Annotated in this window: 16 protein-coding genes; 10 read left to right on the forward strand and 6 right to left on the reverse strand. The window is 57.8% G+C overall.

All coding sequences use genetic code 11. The annotated features are described in order from the left end of the window. Both CUN67_RS01755 and CUN67_RS01760 read left to right on the forward strand, forming a co-directional pair. Positions 1–1,185, forward strand: coding sequence for a sialidase family protein (locus tag CUN67_RS01755; protein ID WP_208713753.1), 1,185 nt, complete (start codon positions 1–3; stop codon positions 1,183–1,185). Continuing rightward, positions 1,182–1,859 (forward strand): SDR family NAD(P)-dependent oxidoreductase, encoded by a 678-nt coding sequence (locus tag CUN67_RS01760; protein ID WP_208713754.1) that lies wholly within the window; start codon positions 1,182–1,184, stop codon positions 1,857–1,859. Before CUN67_RS01755 ends, CUN67_RS01760 begins: the two co-directional genes overlap by 4 nt. A 67-nt stretch (positions 1,860–1,926) precedes the next feature. Here the strand turns inward: CUN67_RS01760 and CUN67_RS01765 are convergent, their stop codons facing one another. Then, on the reverse strand, positions 1,927–3,897 hold the full coding sequence (locus CUN67_RS01765) for a sigma-54-dependent Fis family transcriptional regulator (protein ID WP_208713755.1): 1,971 nt from the start codon (positions 3,895–3,897) through the stop codon (positions 1,927–1,929). A gap of 196 nt (positions 3,898–4,093) precedes the next feature. On the opposite strand from CUN67_RS01765, the gene CUN67_RS01770 reads away from it, so the two are divergent. The 4 genes from CUN67_RS01770 to CUN67_RS01785 all read left to right on the forward strand — a co-directional run bounded on the left by CUN67_RS01770 (position 4,094) and on the right by CUN67_RS01785 (position 8,135). Then, on the forward strand, positions 4,094–5,104 hold the full coding sequence (locus CUN67_RS01770) for a Gfo/Idh/MocA family oxidoreductase (RefSeq protein WP_208713756.1): 1,011 nt from the start codon (positions 4,094–4,096) through the stop codon (positions 5,102–5,104). Continuing rightward, positions 5,104–5,883 carry a TIM barrel protein gene (locus CUN67_RS01775; RefSeq protein WP_208713757.1) on the forward strand — a complete coding sequence of 260 codons (780 nt, stop codon included), beginning with the start codon at positions 5,104–5,106 and terminating at the stop codon, positions 5,881–5,883. The genes CUN67_RS01770 and CUN67_RS01775 overlap by 1 nt, the downstream gene beginning before the upstream one ends. Positions 5,884–5,961: 78 nt before the next feature. Then, positions 5,962–6,879 (forward strand): substrate-binding domain-containing protein, encoded by a 918-nt coding sequence (locus CUN67_RS01780; RefSeq protein ID WP_208713758.1) that lies wholly within the window; start codon positions 5,962–5,964, stop codon positions 6,877–6,879. A 167-nt stretch (positions 6,880–7,046) separates the two neighbouring features. Next, positions 7,047–8,135 carry a YncE family protein gene (locus CUN67_RS01785; protein ID WP_208713759.1) on the forward strand — a complete coding sequence of 363 codons (1,089 nt, stop codon included), beginning with the start codon at positions 7,047–7,049 and terminating at the stop codon, positions 8,133–8,135. 68 nt (positions 8,136–8,203) lie between these two features. On the opposite strand, the gene CUN67_RS01790 is transcribed toward CUN67_RS01785, so the two are convergent. From CUN67_RS01790 to CUN67_RS01800, 3 genes are all read right to left on the reverse strand, one after another. After that, a complete protein-coding gene (locus CUN67_RS01790; RefSeq protein WP_208713760.1) occupies positions 8,204–8,494 on the reverse strand; it encodes a DUF1330 domain-containing protein in 291 nt (96 codons plus the stop codon). Continuing rightward, complete coding sequence (yghU, locus tag CUN67_RS01795) at positions 8,494–9,375, reverse strand: glutathione-dependent disulfide-bond oxidoreductase (protein WP_208713761.1); 882 nt, start codon at positions 9,373–9,375, stop codon at positions 8,494–8,496. Before yghU ends, CUN67_RS01790 begins: the two co-directional genes overlap by 1 nt. A 102-nt stretch (positions 9,376–9,477) precedes the next feature. Then, entirely contained in the window at positions 9,478–10,497 is a 1,020-nt protein-coding gene (locus CUN67_RS01800) for a LacI family DNA-binding transcriptional regulator (protein WP_208717049.1), read from the reverse strand. 101 nt (positions 10,498–10,598) lie between these two features. On the opposite strand from CUN67_RS01800, the gene CUN67_RS01805 reads away from it, so the two are divergent. Further along, complete coding sequence (locus CUN67_RS01805) at positions 10,599–11,600, forward strand: Gfo/Idh/MocA family oxidoreductase (protein ID WP_208713762.1); 1,002 nt, start codon at positions 10,599–10,601, stop codon at positions 11,598–11,600. 97 nt (positions 11,601–11,697) lie between these two features. On the opposite strand, the gene CUN67_RS01810 is transcribed toward CUN67_RS01805, so the two are convergent. Together CUN67_RS01810 and CUN67_RS01815 are read right to left on the reverse strand one after the other, a co-directional pair. Next, entirely contained in the window at positions 11,698–12,576 is an 879-nt protein-coding gene (locus CUN67_RS01810) for a sugar phosphate isomerase/epimerase family protein (protein WP_084871921.1), read from the reverse strand. Positions 12,577–12,592: 16 nt separating this feature from the next. Continuing rightward, entirely contained in the window at positions 12,593–13,630 is a 1,038-nt protein-coding gene (locus tag CUN67_RS01815) for a Gfo/Idh/MocA family protein (RefSeq protein WP_208713763.1), read from the reverse strand. 339 nt (positions 13,631–13,969) lie between these two features. Here CUN67_RS01815 and CUN67_RS01820 point away from each other — a divergent pair, with 339 nt between their 5' ends. From CUN67_RS01820 to CUN67_RS01830, 3 genes are all read left to right on the forward strand, one after another. Beyond that, a complete protein-coding gene (locus CUN67_RS01820; protein WP_208713764.1) occupies positions 13,970–14,998 on the forward strand; it encodes a LacI family DNA-binding transcriptional regulator in 1,029 nt (342 codons plus the stop codon). A gap of 160 nt (positions 14,999–15,158) precedes the next feature. Then, positions 15,159–16,082, forward strand: a complete 924-nt coding sequence (locus CUN67_RS01825) for a TIM barrel protein (RefSeq protein WP_208713765.1) — start codon at positions 15,159–15,161, stop codon at positions 16,080–16,082. A 10-nt stretch (positions 16,083–16,092) separates the two neighbouring features. Then, positions 16,093–17,262: a Gfo/Idh/MocA family protein gene (locus tag CUN67_RS01830; protein WP_208713766.1), complete on the forward strand. Its 1,170-nt coding sequence runs from the start codon at positions 16,093–16,095 to the stop codon at positions 17,260–17,262. The last annotated feature ends 161 nt before the right edge of the window (positions 17,263–17,423 follow it).

A 17,423-nucleotide genomic window follows, 5' to 3' on the forward strand; every position in this document is an offset into this window, starting at 1 on the left:
ATGACCGATTTAACTGTGACCGTTGAGCGCAACGGTAACCTTCATCCGCACGCGCAGGACGCGCAGCAGCTCACTGCGATGCTGCCTTCGGTCTGTCCGCAAAACCACGCCGCCAATCTGCTGCCGCTGCCGAATGGCGATCTGCTGTGCGTCTGGTTCGGTGGGACCCAGGAAGGGATCGCTGATATTTCGGTCTGGTGCTCGCGGCTGGAAAAAGGCGGTGATCAATGGAGTGAGGCGCAAAAGTTATCGGACGATCCGACGCGATCGGAACAAAACCCGGTGCTGTTTCTCGATCCGGATCAGGTGCTGTGGCTGCTGTGGACCGCGCAGAAATCCGGCAATCAGGACACCGCGATTGTACGTTATCGCCAGTCTCGTGATTTTGGCCGCAGCTGGAGTGCTATCGACACGCTGCTTGATCAACCCGGCACCTTTATCCGCCAGCCGCTGGTGGTGCTGCCGAATGGTCACTGGCTGCTGCCGGTATTCTATTGCCGCACCCAGCCGGGGGTGAAATGGGTCGGTAACGATGATGTCAGCGCGGTGAAAATCTCCAGTGATAAAGGCAAAAGCTGGCGTGATGTGGCGGTGCCGGATAGCCTCGGCTGTGTGCATATGAATATCACCTTGTTGCACGATGGCAGCCTGCTGGCGCTGTATCGCAGCCGTTGGGCGGATTTTATTTATCAAAGCCGTTCCCACGACGGCGGCGAAAGCTGGAGCGCACCGCAGGCGACGACCTTGCCCAACAACAACTCGTCGATTCAGGTGACAACGCTGCAAAACGGCCATCTGGCGCTGGTGTTTAACGCCATGAGCGCCCGCGATGCCAGCGAGCGTCGGTTGTCGCTGTATGACGAGATCGAAGATGAAGACGAGGGTGATGTTGCGGTTGCGGCGGAGCCGGTGGTGCACAGCGGCCGTACCGCGTTCTGGGGAGCACCACGCGCACCGATGACGCTGGCGATTTCTGCTGATGGCGGGCGCAGCTGGCCGTGGCAGCGCAATCTCGACGAAGGTGACGGCTACTGCATGACCAATAACTCGCAGCAGAAGCTGAATCGTGAGTTCTCCTATCCCAGCATCAAACAGGGCGACGATGGCGCGCTGCACATCGCCTACACCTGGTTCCGTCAGGCGATAAAGTATGTACGCGTCGATGAATCCTGGGTTATGTCATGAGCCGACATGCGCTGGTGACAGGCGTCAGTTCCGGGATCGGCGCGGCGATTGCCGATGAGCTGTTGCAGCAGGGCTGGCAGGTGACGGGTTTCAGCCGCACTCAGGTGAAAAAAGATCATCCAAGTTTTACCTCGGTCAGCGTGGATTTGTTTGATGCGGCGTTGCTGACACAGGCGCTGGCCGTGCTGCCAAAAGTGGACGCGTTGGTGCATGCTGCCGGGATGATGGCCGCCGCGCCGCTCGGCGAACTGGATGAAGAGGCCAGCGGGCGTCTGTGGTATCTGCATGTGCAGGCCGCGCAGATTATGGCTAATGCGCTGCAACCACGGATGCAGCAGGGCGATCGTATCCTGCTGATAGGCAGCCGGACTTCACGTGGGGCGGCGGGCCGCAGCCAGTATGTCAGCACCAAGGCGGCGATGGTGGGGATGGCGCGTAGCTGGGCTGCCGAGCTGGCACCCAAAGGGATCACGGTGAATGTGATAGCGCCGGGTGCCACGGAAACGCCGATGCTGCGGCAACCGGGGCGCGCCAGTTCGCCGCCGAAACTGCCGCCCATCGGGCGTTATATCAAGCCGGAAGAGGTAGCGGCGCTGGCGGCGTTTGTGCTGTCGCCCGCCGCAGATGCCATCACCGGCCAGGAGCTGGTGATATGCGGCGGTGCGTCGTTGTGATCGTCGATTTGACCAGGTCGGCATGAATACCGACCCTACGTTTTAATGTCCATGCTAACCCGTAGGGTCACCATTTATGGTGACCTGGCTGACGTAAGGCAGCCACATCCACCTGCCATTGATGCAGTTTGTTGTATAACGCGGTACGCGAAATCCCCAGCAGCTGCGCCGACTGGCGCAGGTTGCCTTTCTGCTCCGCCACCACCTGCAACACATGCTGGCGTTCATTTTCCTGCAACGAGGGCAGCGCGATCGGTGGCTGCTGGCTGTGCACCATCTCATCTGGCAAATCCTGCCTGCCAATCTCCAGCCCTTCACACAGGTTCACCATCCGCTCCACCAGATTCTCCAGCTCGCGCACGTTACCCGGCCAGTGCCACGTCTGTAAGCAACGCATCGCCTCCGGTGAGACCTGTGGCGCAATGCGTTTCAGCCGGGTGCAGAGTGCCAGAATAAAGGTATTCACCAGGCCGGGAATGTCCTCCTGACGTTCGCGCAGCGGCGGGATCGCCAGTGACACCACATTCAGCCGATAGTAAAGATCGCGTCTGAACGCCCCTTTCTCCACGGCGTCCAGCAGGTTGCAGTGAGTGGCGGCGATGATGCGCACATTGACCTTCAGCGGATTCGCCGCGCCGATGCGCACCACCTCGCTTTCCTGCAACACGCGTAGCAGGCTGGTTTGTGCTTCCAGCGGCATCTCACCAATTTCATCTAGAAACAGGGTGCCGCCATCAGCCAGCTCAAATTTGCCCGGTGAACCGCCACGGCGCGAGCCGGTGAATGCGCCATCGACATAACCAAACAGCTCGCTCTGTACCAGATCACGCGGCAGTGCGCCGCAGTTCAGCGCGATAAAGGCCTCCTGCTGACGCGGACTGGCGTTATGGATCGCCTGGGCAAACAGTTCCTTACCGGTGCCACTTTCGCCAGTCAGTAGCACGGTGCTGTCGGTGCGGCTGCTGGCGCGCGCTTTCTGAATCGCCTGCTGCACCCGTGGCGCGTGGCCGCGAATCATCTCAAAGGTATAACTGGCGCTGACGCCCATCACCCGACGGGTAATGGCCCGGATGCGCTGATTCTCGCGCAGCGACAGCACGCGTCCGCCGTCGGGGGCGGGCATCAGCGAAATCAGGCAGGGGATCGACTGCACACCATCGGGCATAAATTGCAGCTCGCGATCGTTGCAGAACGGCATGGTCAGCAGCGATCCGCCTTGTGGCTGCAACAGGACATCAATCGGTCCGGCATCGGGATCCAGCCCGCTGAAGATCTGGCGCGCGTAACGATTGAGCGTTTTGATCCGGCCATGGCGATCACAGACGATCACCCCTTCATTCAGCGTTTCGAGGATCGATTGCTGCTCCGCCAGCAGACGGCGCAGCATCAGTTGCTGGCCTACCGCTTCAGCTGCCGCCTGCACGGTGCCCAGCGTGTGAGCATTGAAGTTATCGGGCGTGGCGGTGAGCGTCAGTACGCCAATCAGCTGGCCGCTGGCATCACGTACCGGGGCGGCCGCACATTGGCGATGACGTTTGCGCAGATCGAATTTCCAGTTCTCGCCGCTCAGCACATACACCAGCCGCTGCTCAATCAGGCAGCGCGCGGTGCAGTTGGTGCCGAGCACTTCTTCGCGCAGAATACTGCCGACCGGCGTCATATCCGCGCCACAGTAATGCAGTGTCACCCCCTGCGCATCGGTCAGGTTGATATGCCCATCCGGGTTGTAGGCGAGCAGGTTCTCCATGATGCTGCGCGCCACCAGGATCAGCCCGGCGTTATGTTCGAGGATCGCGGCCAGTTCATCGGCGGGTGGGGAGATATAGGTAAAATCGTGGGGATCGGTGCCACGCTGCTGCGATCGTTGCCACGACTGCAAAATGCTGCGCCGCATCCAGCCAGGTTGTTCACCACGCTGAAAACTATGCCAGCCCTGCCACAGCAAATTATCCCACTCGCCGACTTCCGCGCCGTCCGGCAGGCTGAAGATCGGATCGCTTTCATCTTTAAACGGCAACCGCTCATTCAGGGATCGCATAAGGCACTCCGCTACGGGATGGAATGTCCATTTTATTGACATGTGAAGTTGACATGTAAATTTTGTGGCCAGTTTGTGAGCTGTATCTGTGTGGCGTCTCACAAATTCCGGTGATTTTGACCTGGCATCGGCTTTGCAATAACTCCGTTATCTGCCGCATCTCACGTGATGTTTCCTGAATAACAAGGAGTTAGCAATGATTCAACCTGTACGCGTTGGCTTGATTGGGGCCGGTCGCATGGGCAGCTTCCATGCGGAAAACCTCGCCTGGCGAGTGCCGGGGGCAACCCTGGCGGCCGTGGCCGATCCCCTGCCGGGTGCGGCGGAAAAACTGGCACAGAGGCTCGGGGTGGGGAAAGCCTATAGCGACCTGCATGCGCTGTTGCAGGACGCGGAAATCGATGCCATTGCCATTGCTGCCCCGGCGCGTACCCATGCCGAATGGGTGATTGCCGCAGCACAGGCCGGAAAACATGTGTTTTGTGAGAAACCGATGGCGGTGACGCTGGATGAAGCCGATCGCGCCATTCAGGCGGCGAAAACTGCCGGGGTGGTGTTGCAGGTGGGGTTTAACCGCCGCTTTGACAGTGGTTTTGCTGCGGCGATTGCCGCCGTGCAAGCCGGAGAGAATGGCACCACGCAGTTAAGCCGTTCCGTCACCCGTGACCCGGCGTTGCGCGATCCGGCACCGATCCCGCCGTGGACTATCTTCCTCGAAACCCTGATCCACGATTTCGATACCCTGCTGCACTTCAATCCCGGTGCCAGGCCGGTGGAGGTCTACGCGCTGGCCGATGCGCTGGTGCGCCCGGATTTCAAACACAAGGGACTGCTGGATACCTCGGTGGTGACCATTCGCTTCGACAATGGCGCGATTGCCACCGCCGAAGCCAATTTCCAGGCCGTGTATGGCTATGACGTGCGCGGTGAGGTGTTTGGCAGCAAAGGGATGTTGCAGGCCGGGCATATCAACGCCAACCATTGCGTACGTTACCACGCAGGCGGTATCGCCATTGACACCTCGCGTCTCGACTCGGACCTGCTGCGCGACGCCTATGTGGCGGAGATGACCGAGTTTGCCCGCTGCATCCGCACGGGTGAGACGCCACGCGCCACTGGCGCAGATGCGCGCAATGCGCTGGAAATTGCGCTGGCCTGTATTGAATCCGTCAAACAACACCAACCGATCACCTTGGGAGGCCGCTAATGGCTGGGTATCAACTTTCTGTCTGTGCCGAAATGGTGTTTCTCGACCTGCCGTTTATCGAACGTGTCAGACGCATTGATGAGCTGGGCTTCGGCGTCGAAATCTGGGGCTGGGCCAATAAGGATATTGCGGCGCTGGCCGCGACCGGGGCGCGCTTCACCTCCATGACCGGTTATCTGACCGGCAACCTGACGGATGACGACCAAATCGCCCAATTGCTGCAAAGCGCGGAAGCCTCGCTGGCGGTGGCGGCACAGCTGAATTGTCCGGTCCTCAATCTGCACGGTACCGGGCTGGATGACAAAGGCCTGCCGGTAAAACCGGTGGCGGTGGTGACCGGTGCCATGTGGCTGAAGGCTGCCGACACGCTACGTAAAGTGGCACAGCTCGGTGAGCGTGCCGGGCGGGTGTTCACGCTGGAAAACCTCAATCTGCCGGTTGACCATCCGGGTACACCGTTTGCGCTGGCTGCCGATACGCTGGCGCTGGTGGAAGCGGTTAACAGTCCGGCGCTGAAGATGAATCTCGACCTGTACCACGCGCAGATCGGGGAAGGCAATCTGATCGAACTGATCCGCCGTGCCGGTCCGGCGATTGGCGAGATCCAGGTGGCGGATGTCCCCGGACGTCAGCAGCCAGGCACCGGGGAAATCAACTATCGCGCCATCGCCCGTGCGCTGCATGACATCGGTTATCAGGGCACGGTGGCGATGGAGGGTTGGGCCAGCGGCGACAGCACGGCCGCGCTCCAGCAGTTCCGCGATCACTTCAGTTTATAAGCGTTATCCCGCCGGGTATTTGCCTGTTACCCGGCGTTAAACCACAACAATAAAATCTCAACCCTACAGGAATAAATCATGAAAATCAGAACGTTGCTTCTCCTGCTGTGTTCAATGTTGTTCAGCCTCGGCGTCAGCGCCAAAACCTTCACTGTCGGCGTGGCGCTGGCGAATTTTGACCTCAACTTTGTATCGATTTTGCGCACCCAGATGGAGGCTGAGCTGAAGGCCAATCAGCTTAAAGGGCAGTTTGTTGATGCCAAAGGCGATGTGGCGCTTCAGGTGCAGCAGGTGGACGATTTTATCAATCAGGGCGTGGACGCCATTATCCTCAACCCGGTGGATACTCAGGGTGTGCTGCCGATGATTACCGCCGCGAAGAATGCCGGAATTCCGCTGATCTTCGTCAACCGTAAGCCGGAAGTGAAGCTGCCCGCGGATATGGCCTATGTCGGTTCGGATTCGGCGCTGGGCGGCGAAATGCAGATGGAAGCGCTGGCGAAAAAGATGAATTACAAAGGCAACGTCGCCATCCTGATGGGGGCCTTGTCCAACGAAGAAGCTCGCGAGCGCACCCGCGCGGTAGAAGCGGTAATCGCCAAATATAAAGATATGAAGGTGGTGGAGAAGCAGAGCGCGAAATGGCAGCGCAACGAAGCGGTGGATGTGGTATCGGGCTGGCTGCTGAATCAGCGTCCGATTGATGCCATCGCCGCCAATAATGATGAGATGGCGATTGGCGCGATTATGGCGCTGAACCAGGCGAAGAACGAAAAGATTCTGGTGGCGGGCATTGATGGCACACCGGACGGCCAGCAGTTTGTGAAGAGTGGCAAGATGGTGCTGACGATTTTCCAGGATGCCAAAGGCCAGGCGACCGGCGCGGTGCAGGTGACCAAAGAACTGCTGAATAAGCAGCAGGTCCAGGTTTACAACTGGGTGCCGTATAAAACCATTACGCCGGAGAATTACACCCAGTTTGTGGCGGCGAATTAAGGTATTGCACGATAAATCGTGCCGCTACGGTGCCTGCCTCGTTCAGATTCATTATTCATAAACGGCACTGACTTGTTGCGGCGCGATTCATCGCGCGTTGCGTTTACTCCTTAATCGTTAATACGTATGATTCTCATTCTTTTTACATCTCCCTGATGGAGCGAAGAATGAAATCCTTGTTCAACCCACGTATTGCGGGTGTGGCGCTGGCCGTGGTCACCGCGCTGAGCCTGACGGCTTGTCAGGCACCGGCGAAAAAAGCCACAGCGCCCGTTGTGGCACCACAGCCGGTTGCCAGCAATGTGCAACAGCGAGTGCTGGCGGACGGTCTGTATGAAATGGCCTATGTCCCCGGCAGCACCGCGTCGCTGTTTGTCGCCAGCGCACAGAGCTTTAAAGGGGTTAACGGTGGCGTGATCTACCGTCTCGACCCGGCCACGCTGGCAACCAAAGGCGAAACCCATACCGATCTGAAAAACTTTGCGATGGCGATGGAGCCGGACGGCAGCCTGCTGTACGTCACCAATACGCTGGATGGCGGGATTTCAAAAGTTGATGCGCAGAGCGGTAAGGTGTTGCAGCGCCTGATGTTTGGCCTGAAAAACGACAAGGATAATCCTGTTGGTGCGCGTGAGATCATGCTGCACAACGGCCTGCTGTATATCGGTGGCGTGGCTGATCCGGGCGTGATCTGGGTGGTGGATGCTAAAACCTTTAAGCTGAAGACCACCATCAAAAACGCCGGCAAGTGGGTGACTGGCCTGCTGTATTCATCGGTCACCGATCGTATCTACGCGGCCAATGGCAGTGGCGAGATCCTGGTGATCAACCCGCGCAGCCATAAGATCGAACAACGCTGGACTCCGGGTGATGGCAAAACCTATCTGTTGCTGAACCTGGCGGAAGATCCGGCCACCGGTCGCCTGTTTGTCACCGACAATTCCAAAGCGAAAACCACGCTGGTATTTGATGAGCACAGCGGTAAGGTGATCAAACGGATCGACGGCGATGCGCTGGGTATCAAATTCAACGCCAAACGCAATGAGATCTACATCAGCCAGCGTGAATCCGGCAAGGTACTGCAACTGGATGCCACCACTTACGCGGTGAAAAATAGCTGGACGCTGCCCACCCATCCCAACAGCCTGCTGGTATCGCCTGATGGCCAGACGCTGTATGTCACGGTGAAGCAGGGCTTCAACAAGGATCATTCGGCGAAAGGGCCGGATAGCGTGGTGCGGATTAAATTAAATTGAATTGATGAGGTGAAAAGGGCGGTTAAACCGCCCTTTATCCGTAGCGGCGCGATTTATCGCGCGATGGATTACTCTACGCCCTGCACCAGCAGCACGCGATATTTCGCCCCTTTCAGACGATGTGTTTTCGCTTCCTGATAGGCCGGACTGTAATACCAGCCTTTCGCAGCTTCGATATCCGGGAACTCCAGTACCACCACGCCTTCTGCTTCCGGGCCTTCCAGCGTTTCCAGCTCGCCGTAAAAGGCCAGCGGGGTGATCGGATGATCGCCGCGCGCTTCACCGGCTTTCTGCGCGTAAGTCGCCATTTCGTTGCCGTTCAGCGTCTCATCGCGGATAAACACCACATAGGCGCTCATTATTTCTCTCCCCGTGCCTGGCGCTTATCTTCGGTGTTGGTATCAAAATCGGATGCATCATGGCGTTCCAGCAACTGGTCTTCCGGTGCGGCACCGAAGGCACGGTTCACTTTGCGACCGCGGATCACCGCCGGACGCTGGGCGATTTCTTTCGCCCAGCGCACCACATGTTTATACGACTGCACATCAAGGAACTCGGCACCGCCGTATTGATCGTTCAGCACCAGGTTGCCGTACCACGGCCAGGTGGCGATATCGGCGATGCTGTATTCATCACCGCCGAGGTAGCGGTGATTCGCCAGCTGGCGATCCAGCACATCCAGCTGACGTTTCGCTTCCAGCGTGAAGCGGTTGATGGCGTACTCGATTTTTTCCGGTGCGTAGTGATAGAAGTGGCCGAAGCCGCCGCCGAGATAAGGGGCAGATCCCTGCAACCAGAACAGCCAGTTGAGTGCTTCGGTGCGACCGGCAATGTCTTTCGGCAGGAAGTGGCCGAATTTGTCCGCCAGATACAGCAGAATGTTGCCGGATTCAAACACGCGCAGCGGCGGATTAACCGAGTGGTCGCTCAGCGCCGGAATTTTGGAGTTCGGGTTAACGTCAACGAAACCGCTGGAGAACTGGTCGCCCTCGCCGATACGGATCAGCCAGGCGTCGTATTCGGCTGCCGTGACGCCGAGCGCCAGCAATTCTTCCAGCAGAATGGTAATTTTCTGGCCGTTTGGCGTACCGAGCGAGTAGAGCTGGAGCGGATGTTTGCCGACCGGCAGCGTTTTCTCATGGGTCGGTCCGGCCGTCGGGCGGTTGGTCTTAGCGCCGTTGCCTTTGGCTTCCGGGTCCCAGGTCCAGACTTTTGCGGGCTGATACTGATGTTCCGACATAGTGATTTCGCCTTGTTGAGGTTGCGTTTTTAGCTGCCACTGAGTGTAGCAGTCGCAGTCAACGGCGATTTAACCGCGCTGGCGATGAGATGCAAAGTGCGGTTATGCAAAGTTCTCTTGCGTAAAAAGCATAAAGTCCACTTTGCCCGCTTGCCGGGTATCCGGCTGCTCACCCTCTTCGAGGTAGCGCAGCAGCAGCGTCAGGGCCAGCTGCGCATGGCGCTGGGTGTTTTGATCGAGCGTCAGCGTCAGCACCTGTTTTTCCAGCAGCAGGCGCGTGGTGTTGTACAGCTCATGGGTGACGTACACCACTTTGCCGCTCAGACGGTGGCGCGCCAGCGCTTCATAAATCTGGGTATTGCCCATCCCGGTGTTGTACAGGCCGACAATCTGCTTAGTATGCGCCAGCGTTTTTTCCAGCAGGCGGCTGATACGTTCGCGCTCATCCTGCCCGGCGAGAATAGCGTTGAGATGGAGCTGCGGGAAGCGTTCAGCCAGCACCGCCTGGCATCCTTCGATACGCTGACGATGCGCATGGTAATCGGCCCGACCACTGACCAGCACCACCTCACCCGGCTGGGACAGCATGCTGCCGAGCATCAGCCCGGCGGTGCGACCGGCTTTGTATTGATCGATACCGACATGGCACAGGCGTGCTGCATCGGGCAGATCGGTTACCAGCGTAATCACGGGCACCGCACGCGCCTGGCATGTCGCCAGCGCCTGATAAATCAGCGGATTTTCATGGGCGAAGACAATCAGCGCATCCATTTTTTTGCTGCTGGCTTCGATATGTGCCGCCAGCTTCTCTGGCGCGTTTTCCGGTATCAGGGTGCGATGCAGCCGCAGGCGGCGATAGCCCAGTTCATCCGCCAGGGTGGCGAAATCCTGTGCCAGTTGTTGAAAGAAGAACGAACCGTTACTGCTCAGCAGCACTTCAATCTGCCACGGATGACGGTGCTCCTCCGGCAGAATGCGTTTTAGTCCGGTCTCACGCGCGATCTGCAGCACTTTTTTGGTCATCGCCGGTGAGACGCCGCCACGGTCATTCAACACCCGGTCCACCGTCGCCACGCCCACGCCTGCCCGTTTTGCCAGTTCTGCCAGCGTCATCGCCTTCATCTGAGTGAATTCCATCAAAAACCGCGTTCAGACAGCCTGCCAGAAGCGGCTATTTTGACAAGCAACAGACCTCTGAAGTGTGAACAAACAGGAGCTTTATCATGCGGTCACCGCAACGTTTTGCTTTGATTGGTAGTGGTTTTATCGGCCAGGTTCATGCCGCGAATCTGGCGGCGCATCCTGGCGTGGAACTGGCGCTGGTGTGTGATATCGATGCCGCCCGCGCAGAAGCGGTCGCGCAGCGCTATGGCGCGCAGGCGGCCAGCGTGCAGCAGGCACTTGCCAGCGATGCGATCGATGGGGTGCTGATCGCCAGCGCCACGCCGACTCATGCCGATCTGCTGGAGCAGGCGGTGATGGCAGGCAAGGCGGTGTATTGCGAAAAGCCGATCGATTTGTCACTGGATCGCGCACGCGATGTGGTGGAAAAGATTTCGCCGGTGCAGGTGCCGATCACCGTCGGTTTTAACCGCCGTTTTGATCGCAGCCATCAGCAGCTGAAAGCGCAGCTGCGGCAGGGGGTCATTGGCCGGACGGAGCTGATCCAGATGGTATGCCGGGCGTCCGAGTTGCCGCCGCTGAGCTACCTGCAAGCATCGGGTGGGCAGATGCGTGATCAGGCCATTCATTTCTTCGATCTGCTGCGCTGGCTGACGGACGATGAAGTCACCACCGTCGGGGCGATGGGGGCGGCGCTGGCGATGCCGGAAATCCGTGATTTTGATGTCGATACTTCGGTGCTGATTATGCGGATGCAGCAGGGGGCGCTGGCGCAGCTGGATAATACCCGGCGTACCGCCTATGGCTACGACGAGCGTATCAGCGTGATGGGCAGTGCAGGGATGCTGGCATCGGAAAGTCAGTCGGTGCGCGGTGCGACCTTGTATCAGGGCCAGGGGATTACCCAGCCGGGCCTGTATGCCGACTGGTTCAGCCGGGTGCGTGACACCTATTACACCCATCTGGATGCGTTTCTGCGCCATATCGGTGGAGAACCGGTGGCGGACCTGCCGGGATTGCAGGATGGCCTGCGCGCCCAGGCGATTGCGGAAGCGGCGCAGCTGTCGTTGACGCAGGGGGAGTTTGTCACGGTCCAATTCTGACAACCTTGTAGCGGCGCGATTTATCGCGCGTTTTTTTCCGACATCGCGCGCGATAAATCGCGCCGCTACAAGTAGGTGCAGATACTGTAGCTCGCTTTTACAACAACTCGCGTTCAATCAGTTCGCGGGTTTCCACCGCCTGATACTTCATCTTCTCGGGATAACCGAACAGTGCCGCCGAGATGATCGATTCCCCGCCAACCTTAAAGCTGCGGTTGGCGAAATCCATCTCGCGCAACGCTTCGAACAGGGCATCAAAATTAACTTCACCTTCGCCAACCCCCACATGCTGGTGGATGGTGGCATCCACGCCCGGTGGGTTCACGATATAGCGACAATGTTTGGTGTGGTTCATGGTGTCGGCAATCAGCATATGTGACAGGTCATCACCGGCGTATTGCAGCATGCTTTTCACATCGCCTTTGCCTTTGTCATAGAAGAAGGTATGCGGCGCGCTGTAGATGTATTTCACATGATCGCTGCGGAATGACTTCACGATATCCGCCGTTTCGTTGCTCTCTTCGCAGAAGTCCCATGGATGCGCCTGAATTTCCACGCGGATCCCTTCACGCTCGATAATCGGCAGCAGTTCCTCCATCGAGCGATAGAACATCTCTTCACAGATCTCCGGCTCATTCGGGTTGCCGGACAGCTCGGTATTGATCACCGGCACCCCCATTTCCACGGCGATCTCGATCATGCGCTTCCAGTTCTTCACCGCCGCCTGGCGACGCAATTCATCCGGACCGGACCAGCGATACACCACGATAAACGAGGATATTTCCAGGCCAGTCGAACGCAGCGCGTTCTTGTATTCCGTCATGATTTCACGGCTGGCTTTCGGGTGTTTATAGAACGGGTTAATTTGCGGATGCGGCGACTGTTCAATGTACTTGTAGCCCCATTCCGCCACCTGGTGCACCATGCGGGTGATACCAAGGTCACGGATGACATCGACGTCAAAAGCGATTTTCATTGTTTTCTCCTGCGCGTTAAGCCGGTCGCTCTTCATTGAAAACCACACCGATCTGGCGTCTCACTTCATCCATCGCGTTTAGCGTTGCCAGCGAGGTGGCAAGCGGACGAACCGGTGAGTCGGTCAGGCCCTGATGGATGCACCAGGCGGTATGTTCGATTTCATGAGAAAGCTGGATATAGCGATTGGTGGGTTCTTCCCAGCGCAGCGTGTGGCGGCCATCGCTGGATGTCAGACGGAAATTGCCCGGAGCGTAGAACTGCCCATCGAGATACAGGGTGGCATCGCGACCGGCAATCACCGCCGTGCCCGGTGTGTTGCTGAATAAGGTGGTGTTGAGGACCGCATGCATCCCGCCGGGATGGGTCAGCAGCATTGATGTCTGGCCGTTGACGCCGCCAGGCGCAGGCTGCCCCACGGCGACGATGCGGTCCGGTGCGCCCGCCACCAGCACGCTAAAACTGATCAGATAGCTGCCGAGATCCAGCATCGGACCACCGGCGAGATCGGCGTTAAAAATACGGTGATCCTGGGTGAAATACTCGCCATGATCGGCAATCAGGGTATGAACCTCACCGAGCGCGCCATCCGCCAGCAGCTGACGGATCACATCGTATTTTGGTGCGTAGTCGCACCACATGGCTTCAATGCACAGGCGCTGCTGTTGCTGTGCTTCCTGCTGTAATTGCCATGCCTGCTGCGCATTCAGCGCCAGCGGCTTTTCAATCAGCACATGCTTGCCCGCCTGCAACGCACGCAAACCATCCGGGAAATGGTGGTTATGCGGTGTGGCGATATACACCACATCAATATCGTTGCGGCTCAGCAAGGCGTCGATACCTGCGCAGGCGTGGGGGATATCCCATTTGCTGGCAAACGCCTGCGCTTTCTCTATGCTGCGTGACGCGACCGCCACCAGCTGTTGTTGCGTGTGATGGCGCAGCGCATTGGCAAAGTGGTCGGCAATCCAGCCGGGGCCGACAATGCCCCAGCGCAATGCGGGAATCTGGTTAACAGGGTGACGACGGGGTACAGGTAAGGTTGAGGGGAACATATCATCTCCGTTTTTCTTCGATACGTAACACACCGGGCGACCAGGCAGGCCGTTAACCACTATAGAAAGGCGCAGCAGACCGTTCGAACGCTTTGCTGATGCAAATCCATCAACCCGTTTTCAGGCGTCGTCGTAGAAATAATTATCAAACATTTATTCCGAATGATATTGGTGTGGAATTATTCATTTCATTTTTGCGAAGGGGATCAAAATTATGAGAGATTCTCTATCAGACATTGCGATTTGATGACGATTTCCGGCGCGAATTGTTCGCACTTTTGATGCGGATGAGGCATTATTTTTGATAATTTTTCTATCATTCAATCGTGGAAGTCTGGCATGAGTAAAATCACCATGAACGCCATCGCCGCTGCGGCCGGTGTCGGTGTGGCAACAGTCGATCGCGTGCTTAATCGCCGTGCGCCGGTGCGCGCCGCCACCGAACAGAAGGTGCTGGAGGCGGCGAGCCGTCTGGGTTATCGCGCTGATCTGATGCCTTTACTGCACCCGGGGCAGCCGGTGCCCGCAGTCTCGCTGCGTATGGGGTTTATTCTGCTGGCGAAAAGCTATTCGTTTTATCAGTCGCTGACCGACGCCCTGCGCGCGCAGGCGCAGCCATTGCATCCGGTGGGCAGCGAACCGCAGTTTTTCTGGCATGACATTGATGATGTCGATGCGGTGGTGGACTCGCTGCATACCCTGGCGCGACAGGTGGACGCGATTGGGCTGGTGGCGCTCGACCATCCGCTAATCCGCCGGGCGATTGAAAGCGTATCGCGCCAGGGGGTGAAGGTTTATGCGCTGTTTTCCAATTTTTCCCCCTGTGGTCACGCGGGTTACTTCGGGCTGGATAACCAGAAAGCCGGGCGTACCGCAGGCTGGATGGCGAAGCATGTGCTGCATCAGCCTGGCCCGGTGGGGGTGCTGGTGGGCGACCATCGTTTTACCTGCCAGGAGAGCTGCGAGATCAGCTTCCGTTCCTACCTGCGCGAACAGGACAGCACGCGCCGGGTGCTGGAGCCGTTAAAAACCCACGAGTCGATTGAAGGCGGTTATCAGGCGACACGTCGCCTGCTGGATGACCATGCCGATCTGGCACTGATCTTTGCGCCATGCGGTGGGGTTGAAGGGGTGATCCGTGCCCTGCGTGAACAGTCGCAGCGGCGGGTGGCGTTGATTTGTCACGGCCCGGTCAGTGATGGCGATCTGGCATTGATTGACGGCACTATCACGGTGATGCTGCGACATCGCATTGAGGATCTGGCGCTGACGCTGATTCAGACCCTGCAACAGCGTCAGGCTGCTGGCGGCGAGCATTTCACCCAGGTGACGTTGCCGTTCGATATTGTGACGCGTGAGAATTTGTAACGGGGCGATTTATCGCGCTGTTTTTAATATAAATGATAAAAAACTATCATTTATATGATGAAAAATAACATGATCGTTATCAAAAAATGAAAGTTTCATGCTTGTTGAAGATGAAATTTTTATTTGATACTTGCCCCATCAATCACAGCAAGGAACGATCATGACTATCCATATCGCCAATGCGCCCTGTAGCTGGGGCGTTGATGATCCGAAAAACCCCTTCCTGCCGCCGTGGCAAAAAGTCCTGAGTGAAGCCGCGCAAGCGGGTTACCGCAGCATTGAACTTGGCCCGTGGAGCTACCTGCCGGTGGATGCCAGCGAACTGCGCCAGCAGCTGGAGTTGCACAACCTGTCGCTGGTGGCAGGCACCCTGTTTGACGACCTGGTGAGCGAAGCAAATTTCCCGGCAATGGTGGTGCTGACGCACAACATCTGCCGCAACCTGTCCCAGGTGCCGACGGCTGAGAAAACCCACGGCGTCAATCAACCTGCTCCCTATCTGGTGATTATCGATTTCGGTAATCCTGAGCGGGCGAAATATGCCGGTCAGTCCGATAAAGCACCACGTCTGTCATCCGCCGACTGGCAGCGCATGATGCAGCACATCACCACCCTGAGTGAGATCGCCTGGCAGGAATATGGCGTGCGTGCGGTGATCCATCCCCATGCTGGTGGCTGCATTGAATTCGCCGATGAACTGGAACAGCTGGTGCAGGATATCCCGCACGAGGTGGCCGGTTTGTGCCTCGATACCGGCCATCTGTACTACTCCGGCATGGACCCGATTACCTGGCTGAATCGCTACTGGGATCGCATCGATTATCTGCACTTCAAAGACGTTAACGAGGCGGTGTGGCGTGCTGTTATCGCCCGTGGTGTGGATTTCTTTGCCGCCTGCGCTGAAGGCGTGATGTGCCCGATAGGTAAAGGGGCGATTGATTATCCGGCGGTGCGCGCCTTCCTGGCGGAGCGTGATTATCTGGGCTGGATCACCATCGAACAGGAGCGCGACCCGCGCAATGCTGACACCAGCCTGCGCGATGTCACTGCCAGCCTGCACTATCTGCAATCGGTCGGATTCTGAGGACAACATCATGATTAACGGCACTAAAGCTCTCGAACGTTCACTGCGCTGGGGTATGGTTGGCGGCGGCGGCACCAGCCAGATTGGTTACATTCACCGTTCCGCAGCTCTGCGTGACGGCAATTTTGTCTTGCAGGCTGGGGCGTTCGATATCGACGCCGAGCGTGGCCGGGCATTTGGCGTGGCGCTTGGCGTAACGGCAGATCGCTGCTATCCCGATTATGAAACGATGTTTGCGGCGGAAGCGGCACGCGCCGACGGTATCGAGGCGGTGTCCATCGCCACCCCCAACAACACCCATTTCGACATTTGTCGTGCCGCGTTACATGCCGGGCTGCATGTGGTGTGTGAAAAGCCGCTGTGCTTCACCGTCGCCGAGGCTGATGAGCTGGAAAAACTCTGTGCAGAGAAGAAAAAAATCATCGGCGTGACCTACGGCTATGCCGGTCATCAGTTGATTCATCAGGCACGGGAGATGATCGCCGAAGGCCTGCTGGGAGAGATTCGCATCATCAATATGCAGTTTGCCCACGGTTTCCATAACGAGGCGGTGGAACTGCAAAACCCCAGCACCAAATGGCGTGTCGATCCGCGCTTTGTTGGCCCCAGTTATGTGCTGGGAGATCTCGCTACCCATCCGCTGTTTATCGCTGAAACCATGGTGCCGAAGCTGAAAGTTAAACGCCTGCTGTGCAGCCGTCAGAGCTTTGTCAAAAGCCGTGCACCGCTGGAAGATAATGCCTTTGTGATGATGGAGTATGACAACGGCGCGGTGGGCACCATGTGGGCCTCGGCGGTGAACTGCGGTTCCATGCACGGCCAAAAAGTGCGGGTGATTGGCGAGAAGGCCAGCCTGGAATGGTGGGACGAACAGCCAAATCAGCTGCGTTACGAAGTGCAGGGCGAGCCGGTGCAGATTCTGGAGCGCGGTATGGGATATCTGTATGGACGCGCGTTGGAGGACGATCGTATTGGCGGCGGCCATCCTGAAGGGCTGTTTGAAGCCTGGTCTAATCTCTATCGTCGTTTTGCGCTGGCGATGGATGCCACCGACCGTGGTGATCAGGCGTTTCTGGAGAACTTCTGGTATCCCGATGTGCATGCGGGCTTGATGGGCGTTCGCTGGGTCGGGCAGTGCGTGCAGTCAGCCGATGCTGGTGCGGTGTGGGTGGATTGCTGACGGCATCATTGACACAGACCAAACCAGCGCAATAAATTGCGCCGCTACAAATCGCACAGTACCGTAACTACCGTCTTGAGCTTCAATCCCTGGTGCGAATAAATTCGCCCCCTACGTTGTAGGGGCGGCATTTATGCCGACCAGGCCAATAATTGCACGTT

Source organism: Pantoea cypripedii, from assembly GCF_011395035.1.
Taxonomy (GTDB): Bacteria; Pseudomonadota; Gammaproteobacteria; order Enterobacterales; family Enterobacteriaceae; genus Pantoea; species Pantoea cypripedii_A.